Origin of the sequence: Rhizobium sullae (assembly GCF_025200715.1) — a bacterium.
In the GTDB taxonomy this organism is placed as follows: domain Bacteria; phylum Pseudomonadota; class Alphaproteobacteria; order Rhizobiales; family Rhizobiaceae; genus Rhizobium; species Rhizobium sullae.
Genome location: NZ_CP104144.1, coordinates 200,372 through 225,759, shown reverse-complemented (window position 1 = coordinate 225,759; position 25,388 = coordinate 200,372). Strand labels below are relative to the sequence as shown.

Here is a 25,388-nt window from a genome sequence, read left to right as displayed (position 1 = left end):
CGGTCCTGTTCCCCAGGTAGGCGGATCGGCGTGCCGGAAGGTGTTTTGTCATCCTGCTCATGCTCAATCTCTCGCATGTCGGACGGACTTAGGGCGACAGGCTCCAGAAGCCATGCTTTTTTCCATGTCGATGTTTCAAGTCTGCAAGATAGGCGTCGTGGGATCCGGCGCTGCCAAAATCATCAATATACCGCGCCAGGGATGCACATTCCGCAAGATGGCGCGCCGCGTGCTTGTAGCGACTGGATCGTGCGCTATCGAGGGTGAAGTCGATCATGGAGCGCAGCACAACGGTTGCCGCGAGCGGATGCTTCTCCGCTAGGACCCCTGCTGCCGACGTCATCAACCCGTACAGGTCGCCGTCGAGCTCCATCCGTCGCTTTATGACCAGCTTTGCCGCCTCGGAGGGCGCTGGCCAGCGAAGGAAAAACGCGAGAGCCCCGTGAGCGTCCGGAAAGGCATGGACATAGGCGAACGCCTTTTCTTCTGCCTCCATGTCATCGAAGTCCGGAAGACGGCGTAGATAAGCGCGCAGGTGCTCGTCGTTCAGCGACCCCTCGAAGCTCTGCAATCGATAAGCTTGTGCCTCGTCGCCGCGTTCCAGGGCCTCCAGCGTTTCGACGTAGGCGAGCTGCCACTCGAACGGAACGTCGGACCTGCGCAGTGTGTCGACCTTATCCAGCGCTTGGAGAGCCTCTTCGGCTCGTCCTGCCGAAAGCAGACGGTTGGCAATGTCGGCTGCGACCATTGGCGCTTTACGGCTCTTCTCCGGCTGCTGGGCGATATAGGCGTCAACGTCACCAAGGGCATCGGCGATTTCCTGGAGGGCGATGCGCACCGTCAGTTCCCGGTGATCGCCGAAGATCTCGTCCTCGTAGATCGGCCCTTTGCTGCTCCAGCCGATGACCTGGCGATCGCGCTGGACTGGCTTCTCCTGCGGCTCCCTCGACCACTGCATCAACAAGGTCTTCAGTCGTTCCAACCCATCTTTGCCCAGCGCCGGCGCCATCGCCGTGATCAGCCGGTCATACTGGCCGTAGCCATTATCCTGCACCGCTGCGCAGATCTTGCTGGCAAGGACTCCTGCGTCCATACCCGCCGACTTGGCTATGATGCCGGCGTCAACGCAAGCCTGATGAAAACTCTGAATGAGCGAGCCGCTGCCGTCGTCGGATCTCTCAAAGATTGAATCGGCAAGGGAAAGGAATTGCCAGATGAGTTCGAAGGCCTCATTTGGATCGTCAGCGGCGACGATGTCGACTATCGTCTTCCTCTGCGTCTCCAAATCCGTCTTCAGCGCCTTGACCTTGCGCCAATCGATAAAGGTGCGGGCACGTGCAATGCTGGCGAGCCGTTTGCGCACCTCGCGTCCGACCTCTGCGCTACTGTGATTGCCGGCCAGTTCCATACGCAGCCGTCGCTTATGGGCTGCACTGCCAGTGCTGATCTCAAGGAGCAGCTCAGCAAGGCGCTGTGCGCCAAGTGCCTCCAGGTTTTTCGCATTGAGGGTCGTCTTGGCTGCCATCAGTCCTCGCTGTCTGTTTCGGGCCGACGCTATCCTGATGGCGGTTGAAATCCAAGGTCGAGGATCGACACGCCCGGATAGTCCTTGGCTCTCCTCCAAGGGAATCCGACGCATGATCCGTTGAAGAAGCCTGCCCGGCCAGGCGACAGTGTGGCGTCTCGAGATGCTTAGACAATCGCCGGCATCCCCGGAGACCGGCTCTCCTTCCTTGGACTTCCGCCGGACAAGCAGAGGAGCTAACAATAGCCAATGGATAGATCCGACGCACGCGCCTCCGCTGCGGCCGTCACCGGCGGGTGCAGGTGGATTCGACAAGATCCTGATCCGCGCGCATTCCCTTGCAAGGTCGGCGGATGCCGATGTCTGAGGACTGTCGCGCGCCGGGAACGGAAGAGCAAGGCATCACGACGGCCGGGGAGGTTTGCGATGAGCTTCTACAATGATGTGATCCTGCCGAGGCTATGCCATCTTTCGATGCGCAACAAACGCCTGGTACCTTATCGCGAACGTGTGATCGGCGGCGCGCAGGGCTGCATTCTCGAGATCGGCGTTGGATCGGGCATGAACCTGCCCTTTTATGGATATGGCGTACACGAAATCCTGGCCCTCGATCCGGCCGCCCAGCTCATCGACATGGCCCGCGAGGCGCCATACCGACGTGAACTCCCAGTCCGTTTCCTTGCGGCTTCCGCAGAGGAGATACCGCTCGAAGACCAGAGCGTTGACACTGTCGTGACGACTTGGACCCTGTGCACGATCCCGAAGGCTGGTGCGGCACTCTCCGAGATGCGGCGTGTGCTCCGTCCGAGCGGCCGACTGCTCTTCGTCGAACATGGCCTCGCGCCCGACGAGAGCGTGCGCCGATGGCAAAACTGGCTGACGCCGGCCTGGCGGCGCATTAGCGGTGGCTGCCACCTCAACCGTCCGATCCGCGCGATGATCGAGGCGGGCGGCTTTCGCCTCGATCGGCTGCAGACCGGTTACATGCCCGGTCCGAAGCCCATGACGTACATGTACGAGGGCAGTGCGCGGCCGAAGTGATGAACACCCTTTTGGTACAACTGCGTCGGACAGTTTTGAGGGATTTCGCTGGGACAGAGCCACTCGATCTCGATGGCAGCTTCGCATCGCGACGGGATGATCGATCTCATCCCTGTTGGCCACCTCGATAATGGCTCTTCCACGCGCGTGCGGGCAGAGGTGTTCAAGCATTCTTGCGATTGCGGCAGTGCGGTCTCATCACCGACTGCCGTCTGGACAACGCTCATGCCGCCTTGACGACCGGTGCCATGAATATCCAGGAAGCCAGTGCGCTTGCCGGCTACAACAGTCCGGCCAACTTCTCCACGGCGTTCAAAAGACGGTTTGGCGTTGCGCCACGAAGCGTACTCCGGACCAACCGTGGTGGATAGCGGCGCCCACTGATGCGCGATGGCGCATTTCGATGATTAAGCTGCTTGGTTCTGAAAAAAGTTAGTTTGCTTCGGCGGCTTCAACCAATTCCAGGAGGCTTTCCACTTCGTCCGGGACACCTTCGGCGAGGCGCGCGGCGGCAACGAGGGGCAACCATGCCAGAACGGCCTGCTTCTCCAACTCGCTGACTTCGGTGTACACCTCCAAATAGGCCTCCGCGATCATGGGAAACTTATGATGCAAAAGGACATAGGTCCTGCAGACGTCGGCTGCGGGTTCTCCGCGGCTGGCATCCAACCAGTCAATGACCATGGTTCCGTCAACTGATCCAAGTACGTTCCAGGGATGGAAATCTCCATGGCAAAGCCGGTCACCGTCCGGCAACCTTTCAAGCCGGTTCAAGAGAGATCTTTTTGTCGTGCCTGGTAGTTTCATGCCGCCTTCGATGTCTGATCGCAGACGGGCTTTCAGGCCTGATAGCCCCTTGCCGCTGCGCACATGGATTTGCGCCTGCAATTTTGCCAACATGTGAAGGCGGTTGGCCAACTCTTCTGGCCGCAACATTATGGTCTCACCAAATGTCTGGCCCTCTGCCCGGGTCATCACGAGACCCCAACGGCCGTGCAACTGACAAACCCCTTGGACTTTTGGGGCCGGCAGGTCCAACCCCTCGATTATGGACAATGCCGCTGCTTCACGGAATGCAGACGCTTTGGAAGCAGACTGCCTGTACAATTTAAGAACCAAGTCTCCGGCCCCATAGACTTCCGCCTCTTTGCCTGCACCAATAAGCGGGCCGTATTCATGAGGAACAATGGACATTTGTCTGGCCAATCCACCTTACATTTCGTCGACGCCCATTTGCTGCGTTTTCAGATCTTATAGGATCTGCTGCGGCCGGCGAGCGGCTTGAGCGTTTCACTTGCTCTACTCTCATAAGGGTTTTGACTATACCCTCCAATCCGCACCATGAAACTCCTGAACAATGAATTGATTTGAAGCTTACTCAATCGCGGGAAGCCGCATCCTCGAATGGAGCACGACCAGCCCTGTAGCTTTCGGCCCGATCGCGAGATATCGCGCGGAACGATGCGCCCCAGTCCGCAGCCTCGGTGGTATCAGCTGCGAAGCTTGCTCAACTATGCCTTGGAGTCCAGGAGGCACTTCATCATCTCCCGGAGGCCGCGCGTCAGGTGCTTGTCCCGACGCAGAACCATTCCGAGCTCGCGTTCGAGCCTGGGGTTTAGAGGTGACGTGATGATCCGATCCGTGCGATCGCGTTTCAGGGCGAGCCCTGGAAGGATCGACCATCCAAGGCCGGCGGCGACCAGTTCCTTGATCGCTTCCACGCTTCCGAATTCCATGGCTGGCCGTGCCTTGTGCCCTGCTGCTGCCATCCAGCCGTCCGTCGCGCGGCGCGTGTTGCCGCCTTCGTAAAGAAGCAGTGTCTTCTCCCCCAGGAACGCGGCATCTGGACCGCCATCAGGCAATTCGCTCCCCTTTGGAGCAACGGCGAGCAGTTCATCCCGATAAAACGGCTCGACCTCGAAAGCACGACCGGAAGCGGGTAACGTTACAACCGCAAGATCGAGCAGGTTCGCTTCGAGGTCGCGCAAAATGTCGTCGGTGTTGCCAATGCGGACGGTGATATCGAGACCCGGCATCCGCTTCTTTACAGCCGTGATCGCCTTCGGCAGCAGATGGATGGATGCCGTGCCTCCGCTCCCGATACGTATCCGGCCTGAGGTGCCGTCACGGTGCGGCATCATTGCTTCTTCAGCCGCCCGCGACTCATCCATCATCCGGCGAGCATAGGCAATCAAACCGCTTCCAGCCGCCGTCGGCCGTGCGCGCCGTCCGACGCGCTCGATCAGCTTCACGCCCAGCCGTTGCTCAAGGAGCTTGATCTGAAGGCTCACCGCCGGCTGCGTAAGACCTGCCTTCTCTGCAGCAGCCGTGAAACTTCCGAGATCGACAACGTCAATGAACGATGCGAGATGCTCCAGATTGAGCGGCATACAAAGAATTCCTTATGCATTGCATCAGAAGCATAAGCTTCCTTTAGCGGCTATTCCAGCGCAAAGCTCGGCCATTGTCAGGAGCAACCACATGAGAGCCGAGAACAGCCTGGGGAAACAGGCAGATGCCAGGAGCCCGCCCATAGCAACCAAGATGGTCGCGCATCGCTGTCTTTACGCATGGCAGACGACCATAATCCGCTATTTCGAGAAGCGCAGGACGCGGCGCGACCTTCTCGATCTAACAGCCGAGCAATTGAACGACATCGGCGTCTCGCCGGAGGAGGCACGGGCAGAAGCGTCGAAATCCTGGTTCTGGGAATAGCCCCGCGCGTGATGCGCTTGCTGACCGCGAAGTACCAGAAGGCTTGGTAAAGCTGTTCTGCGTTGAGGAATTCGCTTGCCGCGCCACAACTGACATGTTAGTTAAATGTCACTGAATGGTCAGGCTAAGGATGCAGCTTCGTGGGGCGTTTTGGATTATCGGTCGCGCTGGCGACACCTTTCGATGGTGCGGCTAATATTGCAGTGGATGCGATGATCGCGCAGGCGAGGCGTAGCCTCGCTGCGGGCTGCTCCAGCGTCACGCTGTTCGGGACGACGGGCGAAGGATCGTCGATCGGCAGCGACGAGCGCCAAAGCGTGCTCGCGGCCTTCATTGAGGCCGGCATCCAGCCCTCTCAAATCGTCGTCGGCGTCCTGGTTGCTGCCGCCGAGGACGCAGCGGCCCAAGCTTCTCATGCCTTGTCCAAAGGCGTGCGCAACATTCTCCTGGCTCCACCCTGCTATTTCAAGAATGTCAGCGACGAAGGCATTTCCCGTTGGTTTTCGGCCGTATTCAGCATTCTCGGAGACCAGGCCCGCGACATCATCATCTATAATATCCCCTCCGTCACGATGGTGCCGCTTAGCGTCGCGCTGATCAGCCGCCTGCGTCAGGCCTTTCCCGGTATTGTGACAGGCGTCAAGGATTCGTCGGGCGATTGGCCCTATACCGAAAAGCTGCTCGCGGCACATCGTGATCTTATCATTCTGATCGGTGACGAGCGCCATCTGGCAAAAGGCACGCGCCTGGGCGGCCAGGGTGCGATCTCCGGCATGGCGAATTTTGTTGCGCCTGAGATCAGGCGGATGGCCGAGGAGGGACAAGATGATCCCCGCGTGGAAGATTTTGTGGTCGAGCTCCTGAAATATCCCGTAACCCCCGCCGTAAAGGCAATGGTCGCGCGCCTGACTGATGATGAAATGTGGCTTGCGGTTCGTCCTCCACTCGTTTCAATATCCGGCGAAGGACGCAATCAGCTTGCGCTTGCCTTTGACGCCCTGTTTCGCACAAAGGCAGCTTAGCGACGATGTACGAGGGGGGACGCATGGATGGACTGGACGAACAGCCGACGTTGCGGGAAAAGGCCTACGAGAGCTTTACCCGGCACCTTCTGGCCCGCGACGTCCGCCCCGGACAGTTTGTCTCTCAGCGCCGTCTCGTTGAATTGACGGGGCTGACGCTCGGGGCAATCCGTGAACTCATTCCAAGGCTCGAAGCCGAGGGCCTGATCAAGACCGTGCCGCAGCGTGGCCTGCAGATTGCCCATATCGACCTCAACCTGATCCGGGAAGCCTTTCAGCTTCGCGTCTTCCTGGAAAAGGAAGCGGTCGCACTCTTCACGCGCTCGGCCTCGGACGAGACGATCGCCAGCCTTCTCAAGCGGCATCGGGATATCGCCGAAGCGATCAACAGCGGCAATAATTCGCATGAACTGGAGCTCCACGCCCAGGCCGTGGACTGGGGAATGCACGACGCCTTCATCGATGCGCTCGGCAACACCATCATTTCGAATGTCTACCGGGTGAATTCGATCAAGATGCGCCTCATCAGCCAGGAGCGTTTTCGCATCGATGGCCGCGTCGGACCGGTCATGGGTGAGCACCTGAAAGTTCTGGAAGCCATCGAGCGGCGTTCTGCGGAAGACGCAGTCAGCGCGCTCGTTGCGCACATCAACCACGCGAGGGACCGCGCTCTCAGATTATAGGTAAAGCAAGCAAGCCGGCGATGAGGAGATCTCTGGCAAAAAAGGAGGAGTGGCATGTCATCTGCATTTTGGAATCCAACTCGCCGGCGCTTTCTGGCAGGTTCTGCTGCCATCGGCGCCGCAGGTCTTATCGGCATGCGGCCGGCATCGGCGGCGGTCGATTGGAAGCGCTTTTCCGGCACGACGCTGGAAGTCAATCTCGTCAAGAGCCCGCGCAGCGAGATCATCATCAAATATCTCGCCGAGTTCGAGGAACTGACCGGTATAAAGGTCAATGCCGAGGCGACGCCGGAACAGCAGCAGCGCCAGAAGACAACGATCGAACTCAGTTCGGGTAAACCGAGTTTCGACGTCGTTCATTTAAGCTACCATGTTCAGAAGCGGCAGTTCGAAAAGGGCGGTTGGCTTGCCGATATAAGCGGCTTTCTCAAGGATCCGTCGCTGACCGATTCGTCTCTGACCGAAGGCGATTTCGCCGAAGCCGGGCTGCAGTTCGCCAAGGGTGCCGACGGGGTCCTGCGCTCCCTGCCCTTCTCCGTCGACTACTGGATTGTCTACTGGAACAAAGAGCTCTTCGAGAAGAAAGGGCTTTCCTACCCGACGACATTTGACGAGATGGCAAACGCCGCCGAGGCGCTGACCGATGCGTCGAGCAGCACTTATGGTTTCGTTGCCCGCGGCCTGAAAAACGCAAACGTCCCGGTCTGGACGGCCCTCATGCTCGGTTACGGCATGACGCCCCTCGGTCCGGACGGCAAACTGCGCACCACATCCGATGAAGCCGTCGAGGCCGCAGCGCTCTACCAGCGCCTGATGACAAAAGCAGCCCCCGTCGGTGTTTCCGGGTTTAACTGGGCCGAAGCGCAATCGGCATTCCTGCAGGGCAAGATCGGCATGTGGCTCGATGGCGTCGGCTTTGCACCGCCAATCGAGAATCCGGATAAATCCCGCGTCGTCGGCAAGGTCGGCTACGGGATCATGCCGAAGGGCCCGAAGGCACAGGCAGCCGCCACGTTTGGCGACGGCATCGGCGTAACGGCTGCGAGCAAGAACAAGGAGGCCGCCTACCTCTTCTGCCAATGGGTGATTTCCCATGACATGGGCGCCCGGCTCCTTCAGGCCGGTGCTGGCGTTCCGTTCCGTCAGTCCATCCTTGAAGATGCCAAGGTCCGCGAAGGCGTCACCATGCCGAGCACATGGGTCGACGCAGTTGTCGGCTCCGGCAAGATTTCGCAGCTCGCCCTGCCGGTCATCATCCCGGTCACCGAGTTCCGGGACATCTATGGTGTCGGCCTGACGAACATGATCGGCGGGGCAGATCCGGCCGCAGAACTCAAGTCCGCGACGGCTCAGTTCGAGCCCGTGCTTGCTCGAAGCGAGGGATGATGTCTTCGGTAAGCATTGAAGGCGCGAAAGCGAATCCAACCAGTGCACGGAGCAAGCCTAGCCGGCTTGCTCCGAACTACTGGCCCTTCGTCGTTCCCGCCTTGATCGTGATCGCGGCAGTGATCGTCTTCCCATGGGTCTTCACCCTGTGGATGAGCGTGAACAGCTGGACGCTTGGCCAGGCTCAGGTCTTTTCAGGCTGGGACAATTATCTGCGTCTGGCGGTCGACATGCGCTTCTGGGAATCTCTCTGGCATACCGTTCTCTATACGGCACTTGCGGTGATCGGACCCCTGTTTCTGGGAACGCTCGCCGCCCTTATCTTCGACGCGCATTTCCCGCTGCGCGGGCTGCTGCGTGGCATATTCGTCATGCCGATGATGGCGACCCCAGTCGCCATCGCGCTCGTCTGGACAATGATGTTTCATCCGCAGCTCGGCGTCCTCAACTATCTTCTCTCATTGATCGGAATTGGGCCTCAAGAATGGATCTACAACCAGAAAAGCGTCATTCCGTCGCTCGTTCTGGTGGAGACCTGGCAGTGGACGCCGCTGATCATGCTGATCGTGCTTGGCGGCCTCGCCGCCTTGCCGCGGGAGCCTTATGAAAGTGCGGAAATCGACGGAGCCAATGCCTGGCAGAAGTTCCGTTATCTCACTTTGCCCATGATTGCGCCCTTCCTTATGATCGGCGTCATTATCCGCAGCATCGATGCGGTGAAAAGCTTCGACATCATCTATGCGATGACGCAGGGCGGACCGGGAACGGCGTCGGAGACAATCAACATCTATCTCTACAATACCGCCTTTTCCTACTACGACATCGGCTACGGATCGGCGATGGCCGTCGTCTTCTTTGTCGTCATCGTCGCGCTCTCCTTCGTTCTGATGATGGTGCGCGCGCGAGCGAACTGGTCGGATACGGAGGCACGCTGATGAAGCGCAAGACGCTCGACCGCATCGGTCTTCTCTTTGCCGCCCTGGTGATGGTTTCGCCCGTCATCCTCTTTTTCCTATGGATGATCTCGCTATCCCTGAAATACGAGATCGACAATGGCGCTTACCCGCCGATCTTCATTCCCGAGCGCTTTGCCTGGTCGAACTACATCAAGGTCTTCGAGGAAAACAATTTCTTCCTGTATTTCTGGAATTCCATCCTCGTGACCGGGGCGGCAACATTGCTGGCGCTTTTGATTGGCGTGCCGGCGGGATATGGTATCGCCCGGCTCAAGGCAGAGCGTTCAGCAATGGTCATTATGATCGCGCGGATGACACCGGGGCTTTCCTTTCTGATCCCTCTCTTCTTGCTGTTCCAATGGCTCAATCTGCTCGGCACACTCTGGCCGCAGATCATCATTCATCTGGTGGTGACCGTGCCAGTCGTCGTCTGGATCATGATTGGCTATTTCGAAACGACGCCGATGGAGCTCGAAGAGGCGGCAAGCATCGACGGAGCAACGCCATGGCAGGTGTTTCGCCTGGTCGCTCTGCCGATCGCCAGGCCCGGCATCGTCGTCGCCTTCATTCTGTCTGTCATCTTCTCGTGGAACAATTTCGTATTCGGCATCGTACTTGCCAGCCGTGAAACCCGCACGCTGCCGGTGGCAGTCTACAACATGCTCTCCTTCGAGCAGGTCAGTTGGGGACCGCTTGCTGCAGCAGCATTGATCGTTACGCTGCCGGTGCTCGTGCTGACGATGTTTGCCCAAAAGCAGATCGTTGCAGGCCTGACGGCCGGTGCCGTCAAGGGCAGCTGAGTGGTGGGCAACGCGGTTTTGACGACAGATAGATTTCTAAAGACAACCGACCGACAGCGTCACGTGCTGTGCGTTGGGGCGGCCGTCCTGGATACTTTGTTCCGCGTTCGCGAAATGCCGACGGGACAAGGCAAGGTCCTGCCATATGAGATGCTGCAGATCGCCGAAGGGATGGCCTCGAGTGCAGCTTACGCTGTGAGCAGGCTTGGTGGGAAAGCAAGCCTCTGGGGTGCCGTCGGTGATGACGAAACGGGCAGGCGCATCATCGGCGATCTCTCTGCCGCCGGCATCGACACAAGCGGAATGCATACAGTGCAAGGCGCAAGATCTGCAGTTTCGACCATTCTTGTCGACGACAGTGGTGAGCGTCTTATTGTCCCCTTTTACGATGTCGAACTGCACCGATCCGTCAAACACGTTTCGTCAGCAGACATCGCCGCCTTTGACGCTGTTCTCGTCGACGTTCGGTGGCCGGAACTTGCTCTCAAGGTGCTTGAGACGGCGCGAAGCCTCGGCAGGCCGGCGATCCTGGATGGCGACGTTGCTGCCGACGGGATTATCGAGTTCCTGGCACCGGCAGCAAGCCACATCATTTTTTCCGAGCCCGCAGCAAGCCGGCTGGCAAGGACGGAAGATTGCGCTGCCGCCGTTGCGGTGCTCAAGCAGCGCTTCCCAGCGACGTTTGTCGGCGTCACGGCCGGCGCGAACGGGGCCTATTGGCACGACGATCACGGTGGCTGCGTCATGCATATGACGGCAATGCCTACCAAAACAGTCGACACGCTCGCAGCCGGCGATGTCTTCCATGGCGCGTTTGCACTTGCAGTTGCACAGCAATTGCAGGTCGAGGACGCCATATGCATCTCTTCGGCGGCGGCGGCTCTTAAATGCCAGGTATTCGGCGGGCGCATCGGCGCCCCTGGCAGGGAACGGCTTGCCGATTGCCTCGCACAATGGACGCCGCGGATTTCCCGGCTGTGATTTCGCTTCAAGGATTCCTTGAGGGACACCTCATCTGATCCAGCCGCTATGCGACGACCGCGTTCCAATCTTCTCACACATCCTTACGCTTCTGGCCGCCGCCGATTCACGCAAAACGCGTGTCACGATAAAGTCACGACATCTTTGCTCCAGCCCGTGCTTAGTTGCTTCCGCGGTGCCGTGGAGCAAGTCCAACGAAAATAGGCCCGCCGATGCAGGTGTCCTCGCCCGGTTTGGGCGACGCCGCGGAAATAAGATTCTGTTGGAGCCGAGGTGCTTGGAGCAGAGGCCGGTCGAACAAAGCAAGGATTTTATTAGCAGGTGTGAATGCCAATCGAATTCAGAAGAATAACCCCTGTCGAGGCAGCCCGCAGTGCGGTGATTATCGTGCAGGCTTACGCCGAGCCTCCTTGGCATGAAGAATGGTCGCTCGAGAACGCGGCCTCGCGTCTGAATGAACTCGCAACAACGCCCGGCTGCCTTGGCTTGGCAGCATTCGAGGCCGAGGAGCCTATCGGCTTTGCCTTTGCCCTTCCCCACACATCAGTGATCGGCCGCGGCCTGCATCTTGCTGAGATAGCCGTATTACCCAACCATCAGAGAAAAGGAATTGGGTCGAGCCTGCTGAGCCGCCTCGAAATCGAAGCCAGGAATATGGGTTATCTGCAGATCTGGCTTGTATCCCAGCAGAGCGGCCGCATCGCGAATTACTACACGGGCAATGGATATGAGCCGTCGAGGAGGCTTCGCGTTTATCTCAAACGGCCTGGCTAACTGCAATGATGATGCAACCGACAGGTAGCAGGGCAAGTGCTCTAGGGCAGCTAGGTGTTCGAGCCCGGAGGTGTTCAAGAAAGTACCTGAAGATCGGCCGTCTGAAACCGAGGAAGGCCGGCGCTCGAGCCGCAAGAAAAACAGCCTTTGCGAGAGCTCAATGGCAAATTGCGCCTGTCGTGCGGAATAACCATGTTCCGAAGGGCGCGCTTCGGCGGCATTTGCCCAAGGAAAGCCCCGCGCATTATTAGTCATCATCGGGATTTATCCATTGAAGCTTGAATTGGATGCAGTCTTCCAGTGACGGGAACCAGCAGTGAGCATCCACCGCAGGCGTTCCCGGGCCGCCGCTTGGCGCCTTGAGTATGAAAATGCCACCGTACTTCTTCACGGACCTGGATAGCGTCTCCAAATCCGAATAGGGGACGTTTTTGACGGTAACAGGCCCGAACTCGTCCATTCATTACCCCGGCGATCTGCTCGGCGCGAGTATCATCGAATACCGAGGCAATGGAAAGGAACACCTATGAGTAGGGTAAGGTCGAAGTCACTAAGCCATTCGAACGATACAAGATCGGCGACAGACCCGATCCGTCTGCACGCAGGCATCGACTCTAGAGAAAACAGGGGCCGCCGATACGACGGCCAAGAAGCACTTAGTCAAGCCCGGTGGGACTGCCTCATGCCCTAGGCGCCCGGTTGCAATTGAGGCAAGTGAGAGCTCTCCCCGGCTGCCAACAAGGTGAGAGCCCTAACCTTACCGTTTTCTGGTCATATGCCCCCAACGTATAAGGTCGAAGGAGCATATGGGGATCGTTTGAATTGAGACAACTACTCCCAAAGATGTAGTGTGGTATCTGAGGACCTTCAGGACCAGATGCGGCCGGTGGCATTCAATGCCTCGCTCGACCCACCAAGTCCGGCGAACTCCCGCCGGCTTCATGACATAATCGCCCGTTTCGGACGCTTCTTCCATCGCAACCCATCTTCGCCGCACGAAGCGGCAGAGGAGAAGCCTATCTCGCCCCGGCGGTGACGCCGGATGATGAAAATTGTCGCAGCGGCCAGGCCGCCGGCTCAGCACGTAAAATCATTTCCGATCGGAAGACTTTGTCATCCAGCAAGCGAATTCTTGCCGATCTATAAGGAGGTCAGCTTTAATGCTTTCGCAGATTTATAGCGTCCGTGGACAGTGTCAGATCGAGCAATCCTGTGTCCGCAGCATCCCCGATCTCGTGAGCGATTGCCTTCAGTGCAAGCTCGAGCCAATGCGTCGCACTGACGAGCTCGATATCTTGTGCCGCGGATTTTGCGTACGTGATCATTCGGGCGATCCCGATAAGCTCATCCAATTCATCAACGGATCTTGCGCTGTGGCTAAAGCCGGCAGGTTTGCTTGCAGAGGTGATGCTCATCTCGGTCTCCCATTCCAAGGCGAACATATTGGGGACAGCTGCAAAGAGCCCGTGAAAAGCGCGTGACACAACTAGTGCCTGAATTGATTTGATGCTGTGTTCCTCTTAAACTAGCGAAACAAATGTCTCGTTCATCTGCCAGGAATTCTCTCGATGCATATCGGCGTTGCTCGTCGCGCGAACGGCTTCGAGAAGAGCCAGAGCGTCCATTCGTTTTTGATCGACAGCATTTGAGACAAGCAGTGAAATGAGATCCCGCCGCTCCTGCGGGCTGACTGCATCACAATGGGCGACTAGCGATTGCCATGTCCGCTCCTTGAAGAAGATTCGAGCTGCGCTGTCCTCGAGTCTTACCCGCAGATCGTGTGCAAGCTGCTTCTGGTTTTCAAGTTTATCGAGGGTTGCCCTGACATTGACGAGCGGCACGGTCAAAGGCTTGTATCCGTATTCCATGGGGCCGTGCAGCAGAGCGACATCCGCATCGTCGACAGTCGCGCCGCTTTCGTATTCATGGAAGATACGGCCGCTGCCAATCATTCCAAAGACTTGGCATTCCGCAGCGCGCAGTGCTCCCATACTGGCCGCACCCAGCACGGCCACGTTCTGTGAAAGCGCTGAAAGTATCTCCTTATGCCATACCGGCGCCGTATACTCGAAGCCGCCATCAATTATTCCAATGACGCCGGCACCACGACGCACGGCCGCAAGAACATCGCCCTGAACTGCCGGGGGGTAGATGAGGACCCCATCTCCAGCGAAGGATGCGGCGTCTGGAAGGCTCGGACCGACGAAGACGATCTTCATGACATGATTGCCTTTGAAACTGCCCGGTTTCCAAAGCGGCGTGCGCGGCCGCCACCGTCCGGATTTTCAAGCGCGGGGATGAAGATTTTCGCGACGCTGAAGGGAAGCGCAGGGTCGCTGAGCGCCAAGACAATGACGTTATCTATCTGCCTTTCCCGCAAGGCATTCAGCGTGTGGTCGAGATGTTGAGACAGAGATTGCGGCTGCGTTGGCGCGATCGTTGCCGGCGTCGCCGGAACAGCCTGGAAGGCACGGCGCGTCTGCAATGGGAGAGGTTTAAGAAACGTCTCGGGCGATATGTCGTCCCGTGCACCGCTGATATAGGTCAATCGGGATTGAGCCGCTTCTGTTAGAGCCCGTATGGCTGCCCGAACGGGCGATGGGTGAGCCCCGCTTCCGGCGGTCACTTCGACAAACCGGACATTTGCGTCGTCACGGACACCATGGGGCCCCAAAATTGCGGTGAAACATGGAATGGCGATATCGCTCGTCATGTCAAAAAGCCGAAGTACCAGCCCGGCCGTTTCGATCTTTTCGATCAACTGATCCAGCGCAGGATCCTGGAAACCGCGTGGATCGATGCAGCGCAAATAGCGGTCTCTGTCATTGCCTACCTGCCAAAGGACATGGGCGTCCCGTTCGATGCGCTCGAGAATGCCATGTAGCATTGCCTCCTTGAGCGTGTTTCCGGACGCCAAGCCATCGGAAGACATCCAGAAGCGGCAATCGCGTGTCCGGTCGAGGACCGCGGCCTCGAAAGGGACATAGATCTCCGTCCCTGACAGGAGTTCCCTGCCAAGCGCCCACTCAATCTCTTCGTCGTCGCCGATATCGTTCTGGTGGAGACCGATGAGGCAGTTCAGCTTCTCGAATCTGTAGCCGGATTCCTGAAGGCGACGCGCGCTTGTTTGGACAGTATCGACGGAAGGATTGCCGGCAATGGCCCGTTCCAAGCCCTCCATGACGGCCGACACCTTCGCATCGTCGTCGCTCAGGCCCTTGCCTTGAGCGACGACGATCGAGCGCGCATTGGGCGTATAGGCACACCAGACCGGTATTCCGATGCGATCGAGACCCGTGTGACGTGCGACACGGGTAATGCCGAAATCAGCCAGAAACGGCTCGACGCGAGTGAGCGTCTCCGACGGCGAGATGGCCCGATCGGAATGTGAAACGGCTTGAAAAGCTGTCAGGGCAGCATCTCAACCGTCGACGTGACCGGAAAAGACTGCCGCCGCCGACGAAACGGCGATGGCAAAATCCACCTTTTTGACGAAGGTTCCGCCATTCTTCCGCAGATCGGCAACTTGCGCCAATTCGCCGGTCGGCGCGCCGAGCCGCTTTACCGTGCCGTTGTCGAGATCGGCAATCCAGAGATCCGCTTCTCCCGTAACAGCAAAAACGACAGCTTTTTCAGTTATTTCCATGAATTTTTCTCCTTAGGTTTATTTCTAAAATCCAGCTTTCAAAAGGCCTTCACGATAAAGGTCCTTCTGCCACTGTTCCTTGAAAGGAACGACAGAGAGCCATTTCTCCACGTCAAACACAGGATTCAGCATTGCTGCACGCTGTCGGTAAAACTGCGCTCGCTTTCGGTCACCCATCATCGCACAGCTTGCCGCAGCAATCCGGTGAGCCGGCGCTTTGTCCTTCATCAGCTCCACATAACCGATTGCGTCTTCATATTGCTCAAGGAAGTAACTCGCTCCCGCTGCGCACCAAAAGTAGGCATCGGGCGATATAGGATTGAGCGAGATCGCTCTCGTTATTTTCGACAATGCCTCATCAGGACGCGACGCGTGCACGAGCGTGTCAGCGTGGCTGTATATGACGTCGGCAAAATGGGGGCTCAATTCCTCCGCCAAGCTGAGGGCGGAAACGCTGTGGTCAACGTCACCGAGATAAAGCTTGGCGACCCCCAATTCTCGATGTCCGCCGGCGAATTCCGAATCCCCCTCTATGGCCTTGACCGCATTCGTTTCCGCCAGACGCAGCAGTTCCTCGTTCCCCTGCGCGGTCACGAGCCACTCACTCGTATAAGTGCGGGCAAGAGCAGCAAATGCGGGCGAGAAGTTGGGATTGTGCCGAAGGGCCTCCTTGAACGCCGTGCGTGCCCTGCGGATATGAGGCAACGTCAGCTTGCCCACCAAGCTCGCGCCGACGAGATAGGAATGGTATGCCTGCGGATCGGCCTCAATGTTCAATCTGGCCTGCTCGTTCTTCGCCAGCTCTTGCACCAGCGAAGAGGTCAGCCGCTGCGCGATGAGCCGCCTTTGCGTCGGCAAGGCATCCGATGTCATCGTAAAGCGCGTTGCCCAGATGACCTCGTCGGTGGGAAAATAGATAAGCTGGGCATAAAGGCCTTCAACCGAAAGCCGCGTTTCAAGGAGATAGGAGATCGAATGCCGGGCAACGACCTGGGCTTTGTCGGAATCGCGGCGAATCTGCTCGGCCGTGTGCGGTGCGACGATAGAGATATTGCGAAGCGCGCAAAGCTCGATGGTGACGTCTTCGATCAAGGCGTTGGCAATGGCGAGCCCGGCGACATGCCCCTGGGGGATTGGCGGAAGCAGCACAACTCGAGGAAGGACCGAAGGCGAAGATTTGCCAGGCTCCAAGCGAACAAGCTTGTCTTGCTCGCTCAATGGCAGAGCGTGGATCTTTGGCCCGCTTACCCTTTCACTCCTGTCCCCGTCAGCCAAACTGGCTCCAGGTAGCCGGCGAAGCATTTCCCTGATTTCTTCATCGTCCGGGTCCTTCTCAAGGAGATAAAGGCCGGCGCCGGATATCGCCCGGAAGTCGTCGTTGCTTTGCGCATGCGGCAAGGCGCCGAAGAGCGCTTCCCGTAGCTTCAATCGATGGTTCCGGCGCTCTCCCGTAATCCAGCTGTCGATCGATCTGGTTGCAGGCTTTACGCTTCCCATAAAATCCCGCTGAAGCAGCCCGCTGATCGCCCTCAATTGTTCCAACGGAGGCTTGGCGCTATCGAGAGCCTGGAGATCGACGGCAACGGCCTCCGTGCGGAGCCGGATCGAACTGGCCGCGATATGAAGTAGCGGCTCGTTCGTGCTCTCGTCTATCTGGCGAATGCGTGAAATCAGCTTGCGCAGATTAAGCCCCGACAGCTCAGTTTCTGCTTCGGTCCACAGAAACTCCGCCACCTCGTGACGGCTTAGCTCGCGGGTCTTTCGGGTGAACAAATAGGCGACCATCACCAGGCCCTTGGCCGGGTATCGAATAGAATTGCCGTTCGCGTCGGTCAGTCGCAGATCACCAAATGTCTGCAGATACAGCACAGACTATCCTCACGTGGTTTCTACCTGATTGGAACCGTCGCCATCGTTCTCGACCACGCTTGTAGAGCCAAGGCTTCTGGTAAGGGCAAGCAATTTTTGACGGATGTTAGCGTCCTCGATCGCAAGGAATGCCTTGCTGAGCGCCAGACCTTCCTTCGACGTTATGAACAGCGCGACCTCATTCGTCTCACGCCTTGCGTCGATATCGGCTGAGACGGCCGCATCGTTCTCGAAAAAGAAACCGACGGGGACACAAAGAATCTCCGCTATCCGCTGGAGTCTGCTGGCACCTATTCGGTTCGCGCCTTTCTCGTATTTTTGTATCTGCTGAAACGTAATACCCAAGGCTTCCGCTAAACTACCTTGGCTCAAGCCAAGAACCTTGCGCCGGAGCCGGACGCGGCCACCCACATATACATCAATGGCATTTGGTGATTTGGCCTTCATGGTGCCCCTCATGGCGCATGTTAAGTGCATCATGGTGCATTTCGGGGAAAATGCAACTAAAGGCGAATTTATTTTGCACGATATTCTTGCTTTTCCTTCACAGATCTTTGTTATGTTTTTTGCTGCAAGTGTTGCCTGTTTCAGTCCCGATATCGGGCTGCCGAGATAATTGCGCGCGGCAGGTCTCAGGATGGCTTTATTTCTACGCGCAACAATACTGCATGCTATTTAAGATTGTGTCACGCCGATTTCACGCACGAACTCGGCTTTTGCAACTATGTTTCCAGCGTCAATGTTTGGAGCGTTGCGGCCAACGGCCGACGCGCGACCAGCCGTTGCGTCAGCTTATCCTGCTGCTCAGTCGAGGCAATTGGATGAAGTTATTGACGGTTTCGTCATCGCCAACCGATGCGTCGACACATAGCAAGCACTGTATCGTTAATGTCCAGCTACAAGGCGTGCAATGACTGCCGCCAAAAGATCGGAGCTATGAGTGCCATGGAGTTACCTTTTATACAGGTCAATCATGCCGATCGTCTTTTTGCCTGCCGGCAGAAGATCGAAGAAGCCGTTCACCAGATCATTTTCAGCGAGAGGCTGGTTGAGTTTACACCAGCGGAGATCGCCATGGCGATCGCCGATATCGCTGATGACTATATTCTCACGATTGCCAAGCAGCATTCGGCAAAGCACTAGCCGGTTCCGGACCCGCCGGCATCTGGCTCAGTATGCTATCCATCGGCGTGGCGCAGGAGGTGCGCCACGCGATAACGGCAGTCTGGGTGAACCGGCATCAACATCCGGCGATGGCAACGTGCCCGTCCGGAGCCAGCCCAGCGTCAGTGTGTAATCCGGAAGTCCGATGGCGCCTCGTCCGGAGAAGCCGGCTCTGTCATGACGCTGGAAACCGACGCGCCGATCGGGCCGTTCCAAAACTGCCTTAACATCTCTCCGATCGCCGCATCCGGCCCGGAGATCAAAGCGGTCACAGTGCCGTCGTACTCGTTGCGCACCCAACCGGTCAGGCCGAGCCCCTGTGCCTGGGCCTTCGTCCAGATGCGGAAGCTAACGCCCTGCACCCTTCCCGATATGTGCACGAGTGTTGCCTTGCGATCATCCGTCATGACCACCTCCGTCAATACCTCTTTTTGAATCTGAAATGCGTGAAAGAAAATGCAAGTTCGCCTGCGCTGCAAAACCTGCCAGCGACGCAATCCCGTTCGTTTTGAAACGATCTGTTTATGTGGCTGTAATTCTGACTCATGGCTGGAGCGTCTTCCGCGCGACCTCTTGAACTAAGTATTTGAGAAATTACTTATATACTTAAGCGTGAGGTTCACGCGAGATGGGGCTGGTGGAGCCTCATAGTGGAGGTTGTCATGGCAAACACTTGGATGGAAGGAAAGAAGAGTCAGGATTGGGCGAATCTGGTCCTGGCGGTATGCTTGTTCATCTCGCCGTGGGTCATCGGCTTTTCAGCTGAAACCATGCCGAGCTGGAACGCATGGATCGCCGCAGTTATCCTCGGCGCGCTGACGGTCGCAGCGCTTTCGGTATTCGCTGAATGGGAGGAATGGGCAAATCTGGTGATCGGCCTCTGGATGGTCGTGTCTCCCTGGCTGCTCGGTTTTGCGGCCAATGCGAGCGCGATGTGGACGGCCGTCGTTATGGGAGTGCTCATCGCCGCCGTATCGCTATGGGCAGTCTGGGATGTTCACCATCCCCAAGCTCACGCTTAAGCGCAGACGCGGAGCCTGATATTGCAAAAGCCCGCTGCTGCCGAGCGGCGGGCCAATTGTTTTAGCCGTACAGATAGTTCGGAAGCCAGAGGATCATGCCCGGCCAAATATACATGATGATCATGCAGAGGATAACGATCAGCATGTAGGGCATCATCCCCGCAAAGATCTGGTTGAGGGTGACGTGCGGCGGTGAGACCCCCTTGAGATAATAAGCCGACATCGCCACCGGCGGCGACAGGAACGCTGCTTGCAGATTGACGAAGACGAGGACGCCCCAAAGGATCGGGTCGATATCGAAATGCCGCAGCATCGGCAGAAAGATCGGCACGAAGATGATGATGATCTCCGTCCATTCAAGCGGCCAGCCGAGAATGAAGATGATTGCCTGAGACAGGATCATGAACTGCACCGGCGTCAGACTAAGCGCCAGCACCCATTCTTCGATCAGCGCTTGACCGCCGAGAATGGCGAAAACGGCGGAGAAGAGCGCCGAGCCGACAAAGAGCCAGCACACCATCGCCGTCGTCTTCGCAGTCAGGAACACCGCTTCCTTGGTGCGCTTCCAGTTGAGCGTTCGCGCCTGGAGCGCCAGCAGGAAGGCGCCAGCCGCACCGACTGCGGCGGACTCCGTCGCAGTCGTGATCCCGAACAGAATGACGGCGAGCACGACGACGGTGAGAATCGCAAGCGGCATGACGGAGGAAACCAGAAGTTTCACGACCTGAAGCCTCTCAGCACCCATGTTGCGATAGTAGCGGACAAGTACCGCTGCAGCGATTGCGGCGACGAGCGCGAACGACACGTAAAAGCTCGTCGTCGGGCCATTGGCCACCGCCTGCCCCGCATCCGCAGTAGGCGCGCCGAGTTGCTCCAGCCCTTCCGGGGCCTCCGCCTCAGAGGACGCCTGCTGATAGATGACGACGTACCACCACACCAGGAGCAACATGAATGCTGTCAAGGAAAAGGGCACGAGCGCTGCGCCGAAGTTCTTGAGGAGCTTCCAGTAAGTAAGCCGTCCCTCATCCGTCTCCATCGTCATCGCCTTCGACGGCGACACCAATGCGCGCAGAAGTCCGACCAGCATGTTTTGCGAGTAGGCCGCCTGAAGACTGCGCATCCAGCCTGCAACCGGAACCCGTGTCTGCTCCTCGGGCAGGGACGGCGCGATCTTCGGGTTGATCGTCGCCCAGCCTAGAATATAGGCCAGATAGAGGAACGCGAGGAAGAAGCCGGGAAACATCGCGGCGGCATAGAGCTTGACCACGGATTGCCCCGCGACCGCCGCATAGACGATGATCATCACCGAGGGCGGGATGAGAATGCCCAGTGTGCCGCCAGCGGTGATGACGCCGGACGCGAGTTTCACGTCGTAGCCTGCCCGCAGCATCGGGTTCATGGCGATCACCCCCATCAGCACGACAACGGCGCCGACGAGGCCGCTCGCAATCCCCCAGAAGGTGCAAACGATCAGTGTCGCCACGGCAAGCGACGCCGGCACCCGCCGGAACGAAAGCTGGATGCTGTAGAACATTTTGTCGACCAGCGCTCCCCGCTCCATCACATAGCCCATGAGTACGAAGAGCGGGATGGAGATCAGCACGTCGTTGGTCATTGCGCCGTATGTGCGCTGAACCATCAGGTCGAAGACGCGATTGTCGATCCAGTGCTCGGCCGGATTATAGAAGGCGTAGAAGCCGAAGAGCATTCCGAGGCCCATCAGCGTGAAAGCCGTCGGGAACCCCATCATGATGACGATCACGATGAGCATCAGCATCGTCATTCCGAGGAACGGATCGCTCATGTCTCGCTGTCTCCCCCAAGCCCCCGTTGCCGCGCCGCGCGGTCGATGTTCTGGGCGCGCTCGATCGCCGCCTGGCGCGTCTCCGCATCTACGTGTTCGCTCTGCGCAAGCTGCTCGGCAACAACATCGATTTCCTCTACATCCTTGAGCCGGGCCGGCCATGCTCCGGTCCTCAGGCAGACGATGCAGCGCGCGATCTCGGCAAGACCTTGCAGCATGACGAGCGCACCGGCCACCGGAATGACGGTCTTGAAGTAATAGATCGGCGGCCCTTCCGCCGTCACGGTCGAATGCTCGCCGATCCGCCAGGAAAGTGCGGCGTAGTCATAACCCGCATAAACGAGAGCGGCGACGCCCGGCAGGAAGAAGACGATGTACAGGACGAGATCGAGTGCAGCCTGGGTCCGGGGCTTTAGCGAGCTGTAGAGAAAATCGCCGCGCACATGGGCATTCTGTGCCAGCGCATAGGCTCCAGCGAGCATGAAGAGCGTGCCGTAGAACATGTTGCTGGCGTCGAAGATCCACGCCGTCGGCATGTTCATGATGTAGCGCTTGAAGACCTCGACGCAAACGAGCATCATCAGGCCGATGATGAGCCAGGCCGAAGCCTTTCCAACCCACACGCTGATGGCATCCACCCTGAGCAGAAAATGTTGAACGTTCACGCGTGCCTCCGGAAGCGCCTATCTTCACCGCAAGCATCACCGGGTCTTCTGCCCGGCGATGCCCGAATTCACGCGTCAGAGTTCCTTCGCCACGCCGTCCTTCCCGAAGTAATGATCAAAGACCAGCCGCCGGCCGACGACAGTGTCCTGCTCCCATCTCGTTGCCCGCTCCGCAAAGGCGATTTGCGATTCGAGGATTTCCTTGAACAGCGGGTTTTCGCCGGCCTTCTTCTTTACGACCTCGTCGTAAACCTCCAATTGCCTTTTGAGGATCGCCTCCGGCGTCTTGTAGAACTTCACCTTGTCGACCGTCTGCATCTCGGCATAGTCTTTCGAATAGCGGTCGATCGCTTTCCAGGCCATATCCTGAGACGCCGCCTCGACCGCATTGGCGATGATCGCCTTCATCTGGTCGGGCAGGCCGTCATATTTTGTCTTGTTGAACAGGATCTCGAACTGCTCGGCATTCTGGTGATAGCCCTGCAGCATGCAGATCTTCGAGACATCCGGGAAGCCGAGCACTCGGTCGGACGAGGCATTATTGAACTCGGCCGCGTCAAGCAGGCCACGATCCAACGCCGCAACGATCTCGCCAGCCGGCAGCGCATTGACCGCTGCACCGAGAGCGGTGAACACGTCGATGGAAATGCCGACGGTGCGGAACTTCAGGCCTTGGATATCCTCGACCTTGGCGACCGGCTTCTTGAACCAGCCGAGCGGTTGCGTCGGCATCGGCCCATAAGGAAACGAAACGACATTCGCGCCGATCGACTCGTAAAGCTTGGCAAGCAGCTCCTTGCCACCACCATATTTGTGCCATGCGAGCAGCATGTTGGCATCCATCGCGAAGCCAGGGCCGGAGCCCCACAGCGCCAGCGCGGTTTGCTTTCCATAATGGTAGACGAGCACGCCGTGACCGCCGTCGAGCGTTCCTTGAGAGACCGCGTCGAGCAGACCGAATGCCGGCACCACGGCGCCCGCAGGCAGCACCTCGATCTTGAGGTCCCCACCGGTCATGTCGTTGACCTTCTTGGCGAAATCGAGCGCGAATTCGTGAAAAATATCCTTGGAGGGCCAAGTGCTCTGCCAGCGCATGTTGACCGGCCCCTGCGCCTTGACGACGTTTGGTGCCGCGATCATCGCCGCGCCGGCCATGGCAGCGCCGCTTAGGAATTTGCGACGCGACGTTTGTTCCCTGACACGGATTCCGCGTTTCATCTCTTCCTCCCGAAAGCATGGGCTTTCTCGCCCTTAATGGAGCGGGATGAGGAAAGGGATGCAGTTTTCCGCCCGCATCCCGCTCGCAATCTTATCTTAACTTTAGATAATACTCCTCAATCAGCCCCAAGCAAAGATTGCAGGAAAGAACAGTTAAGCATCCGCTGAAAATAGCTCGACACACTATTCGGCGCTTGCCGTTGCGCCATCCTCGATCTTGCCGTCCATGAGATGGATGCGCCGATCCATACGAGCAGCCATGTCGAGATCATGGGTGACGGCGACAACGGTCTTGCCGCGTTCGCGCACGAGCGCCTCAAGGATCGAGAAGACCTGCTCGGAATTCTGGCTGTCGAGGCTTCCGGTCGGTTCGTCGGCGAGGACGATCGGTGGGTCGTTTGCGAGGGCGCGGGCGACGGCAACCCGCTGGCGTTGCCCGCCCGAGAGCTGATCTGGTCTCTTGTCCATATGATCGGCCAGGCCGAGCGACGTCAGGAGTTCCTCGCCCCGCCTCCGCATGGCGGACCGGTTCAGCCGTCCGAGCTTGCGCATCGGGATCTCGATGTTCTCGCGAGCCGTGAATTCCGGCAGCAGGAAATGGAACTGGAAGACGAAACCCAACATGGAGAGGCGGGTCTCGGCACGCTCCTGTTCGTCCATCGGTGCCGTGTCTCTGCCGCCGATCGAAAGCGTGCCGCTCGTCGGCTCGTCGAGCAGCCCCAGCAAATAGAGCAATGACGATTTTCCGGAACCGGACGGGCCGGTGATCGCAACGAATTCCTGCTCGGCAAGCGTCAGGGAAATATCCTGGACCAGCGTAACGGGAACAGTCTCCTTGAGAATGCGCGTCAGCTTCTTCGCCTCGATCAGCGCACTCATGTGGCACCCCTTATGATGTCGACGGGGTTGAGACGCGCTGCGCGCCGGGCGGGAAGATAGCCGGCGAATGCCGCCGAACCGAGCGCGAAGCCGGAGGCTATCAGATAATGCAGGATACTCCAGGCGATCGGCAGATGCGTCATTTCTTGCCCGGTCGCGGCAAGCTCGAAGCGTACCAGCGACAGGGCATAGACAAGCGCAAAGCCCAGCAGCCAACCGAGCGCCGACCCCGCGGCCCCGATCACCACACCTTCGAGCAGGAACAGGCGCCGCATATCGGCCTCTCCGAAGCCGAGCGACTTCATGATGGCAATATCGCGCGCCTTTTCGTGGGTGATCGTCGAGATGATGTTGAAGATACCGAAGCCCGCGACCAGCATGATTGCCGCAACCACGGTGTACATAATGACATTGCGGATCACGAGTGCTTCGAGGAGCGATTCATTGGCCTCCTGCCAGGCTTCCGCCTTGTAGCCGAGCTCCGCCTCGATCCGTCGTGCGGCTGCAGGCGCATCGTCGGGATTGGCGAGCTTGACGCGGATCTCGTTGATCGCATTTGCGCGGGCGCTCAGGATCTGCGCATTCTTGAGCAACACGTAGGCCTCGCCCTCATCACGGGCTGTCGTACCGGTATGGAAGAGGCCGACGATCTTGAAATTGCGGGTGAGCCCTTCGGAGGAAACGGCTGTAATCGTATCGTTCAGGCCGGCACCCAGGCGGTTGGCCATCGTATCGCCAATGACGATATTGTTGCCGCCTGCCGAAAGAGCCGCGAAGCTTCCCTCGACGAAATCGCCGATGATCGGCGAAACGCCGCGTTCGGCAGCCGGCTCGATGCCGATCACCGATGCCCCGACTTCGCGGCTGGAGTAATGAATGACACCCTGCAACTTCAGGTCCGGCGCGAGCCGGCCAGGAACCCATGCCTCCAGCCAGGAAAGTGCCGCTGTCGGGTTGATGATACCGCGACGGTCTTCGCGCGGCCTGAGCCCGAAGATCTCCGTTGTGTCGAACACGGATTCGGCTGGTTGCTGGCGAGCCGTTCGCTGCTCGTCGGTGATCTCAATGTGCGGCATGGTGTTGACGAGCTGTTCCACGAAATCATCTTGGCCACCCTGCATGAGTGCGGCCATGGCAATGGAAAAGCCGACGCCGACGGCGACGCCAAATACCGCGACGAGCGTCTGCCGGCCACGCCCGGCAATATGGGTAAAAGCGATTTCGAGGATCAGCCGCAT

27 protein-coding genes are annotated in these 25,388 nt (G+C 58.4%); 12 read left to right on the top strand and 15 right to left on the bottom strand.

Annotation, left to right across the window (positions count from 1 at the left end; genetic code table 11):
* Positions 1–88 precede the first annotated feature (88 nt).
* A complete protein-coding gene (locus tag N2599_RS21645; RefSeq protein ID WP_027511373.1) occupies positions 89–1,525 on the bottom strand; it encodes a DUF6880 family protein in 1,437 nt (478 codons plus the stop codon).
* Positions 1,526–1,951: 426 nt separating this feature from the next.
* On the opposite strand from N2599_RS21645, the gene N2599_RS21640 reads away from it, so the two are divergent.
* Positions 1,952–2,566, top strand: a complete 615-nt coding sequence (locus N2599_RS21640) for a class I SAM-dependent methyltransferase (protein WP_027511374.1) — start codon at positions 1,952–1,954, stop codon at positions 2,564–2,566.
* A 248-nt stretch (positions 2,567–2,814) separates the two neighbouring features.
* On the top strand, positions 2,815–2,937 hold the full coding sequence (locus N2599_RS21635) for a helix-turn-helix domain-containing protein (protein WP_245209271.1): 123 nt from the start codon (positions 2,815–2,817) through the stop codon (positions 2,935–2,937).
* 61 nt (positions 2,938–2,998) lie between these two features.
* On the opposite strand, the gene N2599_RS21630 is transcribed toward N2599_RS21635, so the two are convergent.
* Both N2599_RS21630 and N2599_RS21625 read right to left on the bottom strand, forming a co-directional pair.
* Positions 2,999–3,760, bottom strand: coding sequence for a phosphotransferase family protein (locus tag N2599_RS21630; RefSeq protein ID WP_037142628.1), 762 nt, complete (start codon positions 3,758–3,760; stop codon positions 2,999–3,001).
* A 317-nt stretch (positions 3,761–4,077) separates the two neighbouring features.
* Complete coding sequence (locus N2599_RS21625) at positions 4,078–4,956, bottom strand: LysR family transcriptional regulator (RefSeq protein ID WP_027511376.1); 879 nt, start codon at positions 4,954–4,956, stop codon at positions 4,078–4,080.
* A 91-nt stretch (positions 4,957–5,047) separates the two neighbouring features.
* Here N2599_RS21625 and N2599_RS21620 point away from each other — a divergent pair, with 91 nt between their 5' ends.
* From N2599_RS21620 to N2599_RS21585, 8 genes are all read left to right on the top strand, one after another.
* On the top strand, positions 5,048–5,281 hold the full coding sequence (locus N2599_RS21620; protein ID WP_037142634.1) for a DUF1127 domain-containing protein: 234 nt from the start codon (positions 5,048–5,050) through the stop codon (positions 5,279–5,281).
* 140 nt (positions 5,282–5,421) lie between these two features.
* A complete protein-coding gene (locus tag N2599_RS21615; RefSeq protein ID WP_027511378.1) occupies positions 5,422–6,303 on the top strand; it encodes a dihydrodipicolinate synthase family protein in 882 nt (293 codons plus the stop codon).
* Positions 6,304–6,326: 23 nt separating this feature from the next.
* The gene (locus N2599_RS21610; RefSeq protein WP_037142638.1) at positions 6,327–6,986 is read left to right on the top strand and encodes a GntR family transcriptional regulator; all 660 of its coding nucleotides are present in this window, start codon (positions 6,327–6,329) and stop codon (positions 6,984–6,986) included.
* Positions 6,987–7,040: 54 nt separating this feature from the next.
* Positions 7,041–8,372, top strand: coding sequence for an ABC transporter substrate-binding protein (locus N2599_RS21605; RefSeq protein ID WP_027511380.1), 1,332 nt, complete (start codon positions 7,041–7,043; stop codon positions 8,370–8,372).
* The gene (locus tag N2599_RS21600) at positions 8,372–9,307 is read left to right on the top strand and encodes a carbohydrate ABC transporter permease (protein WP_027511381.1); all 936 of its coding nucleotides are present in this window, start codon (positions 8,372–8,374) and stop codon (positions 9,305–9,307) included. Before N2599_RS21605 ends, N2599_RS21600 begins: the two co-directional genes overlap by 1 nt.
* Positions 9,307–10,128 carry a carbohydrate ABC transporter permease gene (locus N2599_RS21595; protein WP_027511382.1) on the top strand — a complete coding sequence of 274 codons (822 nt, stop codon included), beginning with the start codon at positions 9,307–9,309 and terminating at the stop codon, positions 10,126–10,128. Before N2599_RS21600 ends, N2599_RS21595 begins: the two co-directional genes overlap by 1 nt.
* A 114-nt stretch (positions 10,129–10,242) precedes the next feature.
* Positions 10,243–11,109, top strand: a complete 867-nt coding sequence (locus N2599_RS21590) for a PfkB family carbohydrate kinase (RefSeq protein WP_244914700.1) — start codon at positions 10,243–10,245, stop codon at positions 11,107–11,109.
* A 327-nt stretch (positions 11,110–11,436) separates the two neighbouring features.
* Positions 11,437–11,883 carry a GNAT family N-acetyltransferase gene (locus N2599_RS21585; RefSeq protein WP_027511384.1) on the top strand — a complete coding sequence of 149 codons (447 nt, stop codon included), beginning with the start codon at positions 11,437–11,439 and terminating at the stop codon, positions 11,881–11,883.
* Between the two features lie 1,157 nt (positions 11,884–13,040).
* Here the strand turns inward: N2599_RS21585 and N2599_RS21580 are convergent.
* The 6 genes from N2599_RS21580 to N2599_RS21555 all read right to left on the bottom strand — a co-directional run bounded on the left by N2599_RS21580 (position 13,041) and on the right by N2599_RS21555 (position 17,845).
* Positions 13,041–13,298, bottom strand: a complete 258-nt coding sequence (locus tag N2599_RS21580; RefSeq protein ID WP_027511386.1) for a hypothetical protein — start codon at positions 13,296–13,298, stop codon at positions 13,041–13,043.
* A 105-nt stretch (positions 13,299–13,403) separates the two neighbouring features.
* Positions 13,404–14,102, bottom strand: coding sequence for a TfuA-like protein (locus N2599_RS21575; protein WP_027511387.1), 699 nt, complete (start codon positions 14,100–14,102; stop codon positions 13,404–13,406).
* Complete coding sequence (locus N2599_RS21570; protein ID WP_027511388.1) at positions 14,099–15,256, bottom strand: YcaO-like family protein; 1,158 nt, start codon at positions 15,254–15,256, stop codon at positions 14,099–14,101. The genes N2599_RS21575 and N2599_RS21570 overlap by 4 nt, the downstream gene beginning before the upstream one ends.
* A gap of 48 nt (positions 15,257–15,304) precedes the next feature.
* Positions 15,305–15,529, bottom strand: coding sequence for a hypothetical protein (locus N2599_RS21565; RefSeq protein WP_027511389.1), 225 nt, complete (start codon positions 15,527–15,529; stop codon positions 15,305–15,307).
* Positions 15,530–15,553: 24 nt separating this feature from the next.
* Positions 15,554–17,398 (bottom strand): peptide antibiotic resistance protein, encoded by a 1,845-nt coding sequence (locus N2599_RS21560; RefSeq protein WP_027511390.1) that lies wholly within the window; start codon positions 17,396–17,398, stop codon positions 15,554–15,556.
* Positions 17,399–17,407: 9 nt separating this feature from the next.
* Positions 17,408–17,845 carry a helix-turn-helix domain-containing protein gene (locus N2599_RS21555; RefSeq protein WP_027511391.1) on the bottom strand — a complete coding sequence of 146 codons (438 nt, stop codon included), beginning with the start codon at positions 17,843–17,845 and terminating at the stop codon, positions 17,408–17,410.
* 441 nt (positions 17,846–18,286) lie between these two features.
* Here N2599_RS21555 and N2599_RS21550 point away from each other — a divergent pair, with 441 nt between their 5' ends.
* Positions 18,287–18,541 carry a hypothetical protein gene (locus tag N2599_RS21550; RefSeq protein WP_311319506.1) on the top strand — a complete coding sequence of 85 codons (255 nt, stop codon included), beginning with the start codon at positions 18,287–18,289 and terminating at the stop codon, positions 18,539–18,541.
* A 143-nt stretch (positions 18,542–18,684) separates the two neighbouring features.
* Here N2599_RS21550 and N2599_RS21545 read toward each other — a convergent pair whose 3' ends face one another.
* A complete protein-coding gene (locus tag N2599_RS21545) occupies positions 18,685–18,969 on the bottom strand; it encodes an acylphosphatase (protein ID WP_027511393.1) in 285 nt (94 codons plus the stop codon).
* A gap of 255 nt (positions 18,970–19,224) precedes the next feature.
* Here N2599_RS21545 and N2599_RS21540 point away from each other — a divergent pair, with 255 nt between their 5' ends.
* Entirely contained in the window at positions 19,225–19,584 is a 360-nt protein-coding gene (locus N2599_RS21540) for an SPW repeat protein (protein WP_027511394.1), read from the top strand.
* Positions 19,585–19,645: 61 nt separating this feature from the next.
* On the opposite strand, the gene N2599_RS21535 is transcribed toward N2599_RS21540, so the two are convergent.
* The 5 genes from N2599_RS21535 to N2599_RS21515 form a co-directional block, all read right to left on the bottom strand.
* Entirely contained in the window at positions 19,646–21,388 is a 1,743-nt protein-coding gene (locus N2599_RS21535; protein ID WP_027511395.1) for a TRAP transporter large permease, read from the bottom strand.
* Positions 21,385–22,053, bottom strand: coding sequence for a TRAP transporter small permease subunit (locus N2599_RS21530; RefSeq protein WP_027511396.1), 669 nt, complete (start codon positions 22,051–22,053; stop codon positions 21,385–21,387). Before N2599_RS21530 ends, N2599_RS21535 begins: the two co-directional genes overlap by 4 nt.
* 75 nt (positions 22,054–22,128) lie before the next feature.
* Positions 22,129–23,271: a TRAP transporter substrate-binding protein gene (locus N2599_RS21525; RefSeq protein ID WP_027511397.1), complete on the bottom strand. Its 1,143-nt coding sequence runs from the start codon at positions 23,269–23,271 to the stop codon at positions 22,129–22,131.
* Positions 23,272–23,454: 183 nt separating this feature from the next.
* Complete coding sequence (locus tag N2599_RS21520) at positions 23,455–24,150, bottom strand: ABC transporter ATP-binding protein (protein WP_027511398.1); 696 nt, start codon at positions 24,148–24,150, stop codon at positions 23,455–23,457.
* Positions 24,147–25,388 (bottom strand): ABC transporter permease, encoded by a 1,242-nt coding sequence (locus N2599_RS21515; RefSeq protein ID WP_027511399.1) that lies wholly within the window; start codon positions 25,386–25,388, stop codon positions 24,147–24,149. Before N2599_RS21515 ends, N2599_RS21520 begins: the two co-directional genes overlap by 4 nt.

Coding starts and splice junctions, on each gene's coding strand:
- N2599_RS21520 (WP_027511398.1), bottom strand. CDS start 24,150: ATGAGTGCGCTGATCGAGGCGAAGAAGCTGACGCGCATTCTCAAGGAG.
- N2599_RS21515 (WP_027511399.1), bottom strand. CDS start 25,388: ATGCGGCTGATCCTCGAAATCGCTTTTACCCATATTGCCGGGCGTGGC.
- N2599_RS21585 (WP_027511384.1), top strand. CDS start 11,437: ATGCCAATCGAATTCAGAAGAATAACCCCTGTCGAGGCAGCCCGCAGT.
- N2599_RS21625 (WP_027511376.1), bottom strand. CDS start 4,956: ATGCCGCTCAATCTGGAGCATCTCGCATCGTTCATTGACGTTGTCGAT.
- N2599_RS21595 (WP_027511382.1), top strand. CDS start 9,307: ATGAAGCGCAAGACGCTCGACCGCATCGGTCTTCTCTTTGCCGCCCTG.
- N2599_RS21645 (WP_027511373.1), bottom strand. CDS start 1,525: ATGGCAGCCAAGACGACCCTCAATGCGAAAAACCTGGAGGCACTTGGC.
- N2599_RS21565 (WP_027511389.1), bottom strand. CDS start 15,529: ATGGAAATAACTGAAAAAGCTGTCGTTTTTGCTGTTACGGGAGAAGCG.
- N2599_RS21610 (WP_037142638.1), top strand. CDS start 6,327: ATGGATGGACTGGACGAACAGCCGACGTTGCGGGAAAAGGCCTACGAG.
- N2599_RS21605 (WP_027511380.1), top strand. CDS start 7,041: ATGTCATCTGCATTTTGGAATCCAACTCGCCGGCGCTTTCTGGCAGGT.
- N2599_RS21525 (WP_027511397.1), bottom strand. CDS start 23,271: ATGAAACGCGGAATCCGTGTCAGGGAACAAACGTCGCGTCGCAAATTC.
- N2599_RS21600 (WP_027511381.1), top strand. CDS start 8,372: ATGTCTTCGGTAAGCATTGAAGGCGCGAAAGCGAATCCAACCAGTGCA.
- N2599_RS21640 (WP_027511374.1), top strand. CDS start 1,952: ATGAGCTTCTACAATGATGTGATCCTGCCGAGGCTATGCCATCTTTCG.
- N2599_RS21590 (WP_244914700.1), top strand. CDS start 10,243: ATGCCGACGGGACAAGGCAAGGTCCTGCCATATGAGATGCTGCAGATC.
- N2599_RS21540 (WP_027511394.1), top strand. CDS start 19,225: ATGGCAAACACTTGGATGGAAGGAAAGAAGAGTCAGGATTGGGCGAAT.
- N2599_RS21550 (WP_311319506.1), top strand. CDS start 18,287: ATGTCCAGCTACAAGGCGTGCAATGACTGCCGCCAAAAGATCGGAGCT.
- N2599_RS21575 (WP_027511387.1), bottom strand. CDS start 14,102: ATGAAGATCGTCTTCGTCGGTCCGAGCCTTCCAGACGCCGCATCCTTC.
- N2599_RS21630 (WP_037142628.1), bottom strand. CDS start 3,760: ATGTCCATTGTTCCTCATGAATACGGCCCGCTTATTGGTGCAGGCAAA.
- N2599_RS21635 (WP_245209271.1), top strand. CDS start 2,815: ATGAATATCCAGGAAGCCAGTGCGCTTGCCGGCTACAACAGTCCGGCC.
- N2599_RS21555 (WP_027511391.1), bottom strand. CDS start 17,845: ATGAAGGCCAAATCACCAAATGCCATTGATGTATATGTGGGTGGCCGC.
- N2599_RS21580 (WP_027511386.1), bottom strand. CDS start 13,298: ATGAGCATCACCTCTGCAAGCAAACCTGCCGGCTTTAGCCACAGCGCA.
- N2599_RS21545 (WP_027511393.1), bottom strand. CDS start 18,969: ATGACGGATGATCGCAAGGCAACACTCGTGCACATATCGGGAAGGGTG.
- N2599_RS21620 (WP_037142634.1), top strand. CDS start 5,048: ATGAGAGCCGAGAACAGCCTGGGGAAACAGGCAGATGCCAGGAGCCCG.
- N2599_RS21535 (WP_027511395.1), bottom strand. CDS start 21,388: ATGAGCGATCCGTTCCTCGGAATGACGATGCTGATGCTCATCGTGATC.